Origin of the sequence: Ligilactobacillus acidipiscis DSM 15836 (genome assembly GCF_001435755.1) — a bacterium.
In the GTDB taxonomy this organism is placed as follows: Bacteria; Bacillota; Bacilli; order Lactobacillales; family Lactobacillaceae; genus Ligilactobacillus; species Ligilactobacillus acidipiscis.
Map to the genome: position 1 here is coordinate 1 of NZ_AZFI01000193.1, position 3,451 is coordinate 3,451.

The window sequence follows — 3,451 nt, forward strand, 5'->3', positions numbered from 1 at the left end:
CAAATATTATAGAACCGGAATTATTATCGTAGTACAGCGCAATGTTTGGTCAAATGCACATGGGGAATAAAAATTTTACTTTAATGTTGACACGGTGTCACCAATAAAGTATACTTGGTTTTGTAAATTCAAAGTGACATGGTGTCACTTTAAGGGGATGATATTTTGCCAAGCGAGACGTTTACTAACTTGAAAAAAGTAAAAAAAGAAAAAATTTTTCAAGCATTAATGACAGAGTTTTCGCAATACCCGGTTTCGGAAGCACAAGTTGCACGAATCATCAAAGAAGCTGATATTTCGCGGGGAGCTTTTTATAAATATTTTGCCGATATTTATGATAGTTATCGTTACGCTTTGGGTGTCGCATTAAGCACGATCCATGTCGGACTAAAAGAAGAACTCCAGCAGAATCCGGCTAATTCTTTAGCAGCGTTTTATTCTTACACACAAAAGCTTGTTAAGCAGACCGCTGATTCACCATACCGCAACTTTTATCGGCTATACTGGGAGATTAACCAGTATTACCTTAAACGAGTTCATCAAAATGCACCACGGGAGCACTATTTAGCAAACATTGAGTTAAATATTAATGGACAGCAGATTACTGACCGGCAGCAGAAGACCGCGGTTATCGAATTACTAATGGAAGTCAGTCATGATACCGTTAAAAGGATCTTATGCGGCGAAGACAGTGTAAAATGTTTGCAAAAATTTAAATTCCTACTGGATGTCATCCAGGCTGGTTTAGTTAAAAAAGGGGATGAAAAACATGTTTTTGACAATTAAAGAGATGAAGCATAATAAATTACGTTATTCGATGATTATCGCAGTGGTAGCTTTAATCAGTTATCTGATATTTATTTTAACGAGTCTAGCGTATGGGTTAGCTCAGGAAAACCGGCAGGCAGTCGATTCCTGGCGAGCAGACAATATTGTTTTAAACAGTGATGCCAATGGTGTGTTAGCAAGCTCCACTCTTACAAAACAGCAGTCAGCCAAGATCAAGGTCACCGGTAACGCTAGTAAACTGGGGGAATTAGCAGTAGCTGTCAAAAAGATTCATGGACAAGGCAAAACGTCCGCGGAGTTACTGGGAGTTTCAACCGATCAATTTATTTATAGGGAATTAAAAATTACCCAGGGGAAAAAATTTACTAAAAACAATGAAGCAGTTGTTGATGAAGGATTACGCACTGCCGGCTATAAAATCGGTGATGCGATTAAGGTCGCTGCTCATGGACCAAAAGTCAAAATTGTTGGCTTCACTAAGAATGCTAAAATGAGTGTTGCTCCAGTTATTTATACGTCTTTAGCAACGTGGCGGCAAATTAAATATGGGGCGCAAAAAGATGGTCAATTAAGTGCTTTGGTGGTAAAAAACGGAACGGTTTCCAGCCGCCCAGCGGGAACACAGAAATTAACAATTGCTGATTTTATCAATCAAATGCCGGGTTATACCGCACAGAATATGACTTTTGAATTTATGATTGGCTTTTTGCTGATCATTACAATGATCATCATTGCCATTTTCTTATACATTTTGACGATTCAGAAATTACCGCTCTTTGCGACCTTAAAAATACAGGGAGTTTTAACAGGATATTTAATTAAAAATACTGTTGGGCAAGCCGGGGTGATTACTTTGACCGGGCTAGTGATTAGTGGGATTTTAGCTCTCGTAACGCAGTTGGTTATGCCTGCAGCGGTTCCAATGACGTTTAGCTACCCACTACTTGCTGGTGCAGCCGGATTGCTTTTAGTGATGGCCCTTTTAGGTTCGCTGATTCCTGTGCGGACAATCAAAAAGGTCGATCCAGCGATAATGATTGGGGGTTATTAGAATGAACATAGTTGAAATGAAAAACATAACTAAGTCCTTCGGCAGTGGGCTTAGTAAAGTAGAAGCAATAAAGAATGTTCAGTTTACTGCCGCTGGTGGCGAATTGCTCGCCGTAGTCGGGCCATCAGGTTCAGGAAAGAGTACCTTTTTAGAAATAATTGGTGGATTGCTGACCCCTGACAGTGGAATTTTAACTATTGACGGCCAGAATTATCACGATTTAAGCGGTAATCAGATGGAAAAAATGCGGTTGGATAAAATCGGGTTCATATTGCAGGGGTATAATTTGGTCCCATATCTAACAATCCGGGAGCAATTTGAATTAGTTGAGCATATCAAACGGACACCAAACATGGACCGCAGTGCGTTTGCTGAAGTGTTGGACGGACTAGACATTGATACAATTTTAGACAAGTATCCTGCCGATTTGTCTGGCGGGCAGCGACAGCGGGCAGCAATTGCCCGAGCTATTTATGCCGATCCCAAGCTGATATTGGCTGATGAACCAACAGCGTCACTGGACTCACAGCGGGCATTTGAAGTAATGAAAATTTTTAAGGACCTGACCAGGTTAACGGGCAAAACCGTTATTGTGGTAACTCATGATACCCGCTTGGAAAAGTTTGTCGATCAGATTTATACCATTACCGATGGAATTTTACAGCAGGGAAAAGTTAAAGAAGATTAGTGTGGCCATATCCAGCGACAAATTAGAATTTTGCCATGGGTGGGCAAAAATAACATTCAATATATAATTGTAATTGCGAATCAGCGATGAAAGAGAGAATCATTTTTCATAACTTTTAAATCGATTCGCCAAACAAATAAAATGAGGCTGGGACAAAACTAGCCTCTTTTTATTTGCAATTTACTAATTATTTTGGTGATAATGCATTTAAGTGCTAAACGTGGAGTTTTTGGGGGAGTTTTGTAAAAAATACAAACGATTCTTGATGGAATGGAATGCCACACTGAAAAGGCTGAAAGCCAAAGTTAAACCAACTTTGCTTTCCTGCCACACGGCGAGTGAGTGGGTAAGTTTGAGCGGGATTTCAACCATATCAGTGTGGTATTCCATTCCGTCAAGAACGGGTCGTATTTTTTTGCCAGGCCCACAAAAAAATCTCCACACCTAGCACTTGACTTCATTCTCACTTAAAATCAAAAACATCAAACAGGTCATAACTTACAGTTGTGACTCCTTTTTTTATCCCTTATAATAAAAGGCATAAACGAACGTCATAACTTACGGTCATAAGCAAGGGAGCAAATACAATGAAATACGGCTATGCACGAGTGAGTACACCCGACCAAAAACTAGCAAATCAAATTAAACAATTACAAGACGCAGGCGCTAAAAAAATTTACCAGGAAAAATTTACAGGGACAACTACCCAACGCCCCCAATTTAATCAACTGCTAAAAAAGTTAGACACTGGCGATACGCTAATCATTACCAAGCTTGATCGTTTCGCCAGAAACACAAGAGAAGCCTTAGATATCATTCAACAACTTTTCGACCAAGGGATTAAAGTGCAAATTCTCAATATGGGCACGATAGACAACACGCCCACAGGTAATCTAATTTTTACGATTTTTAGTGCCTTTGCC

Annotated in this window: 4 protein-coding genes; all 4 read left to right on the plus strand. The window is 39.8% G+C overall.

The window, feature by feature from the left end:
• Positions 1-165: 165 nt before the first annotated feature.
• On the plus strand, positions 166-786 hold the full coding sequence (locus tag FC65_RS09625) for a TetR/AcrR family transcriptional regulator (protein ID WP_056972508.1): 621 nt from the start codon (positions 166-168) through the stop codon (positions 784-786).
• Positions 770-1,840, plus strand: a complete 1,071-nt coding sequence (locus FC65_RS09630) for an FtsX-like permease family protein (RefSeq protein ID WP_056972509.1) — start codon at positions 770-772, stop codon at positions 1,838-1,840. Before FC65_RS09625 ends, FC65_RS09630 begins: the two co-directional genes overlap by 17 nt.
• A gap of 1 nt (position 1,841) precedes the next feature.
• Positions 1,842-2,528: an ABC transporter ATP-binding protein gene (locus tag FC65_RS09635; protein ID WP_056972510.1), complete on the plus strand. Its 687-nt coding sequence runs from the start codon at positions 1,842-1,844 to the stop codon at positions 2,526-2,528.
• Positions 2,529-3,115: 587 nt separating this feature from the next.
• Positions 3,116-3,451 (plus strand): recombinase family protein (locus tag FC65_RS09640; RefSeq protein ID WP_162257060.1); only part of this gene is annotated, 336 nt, incomplete at its 3' end.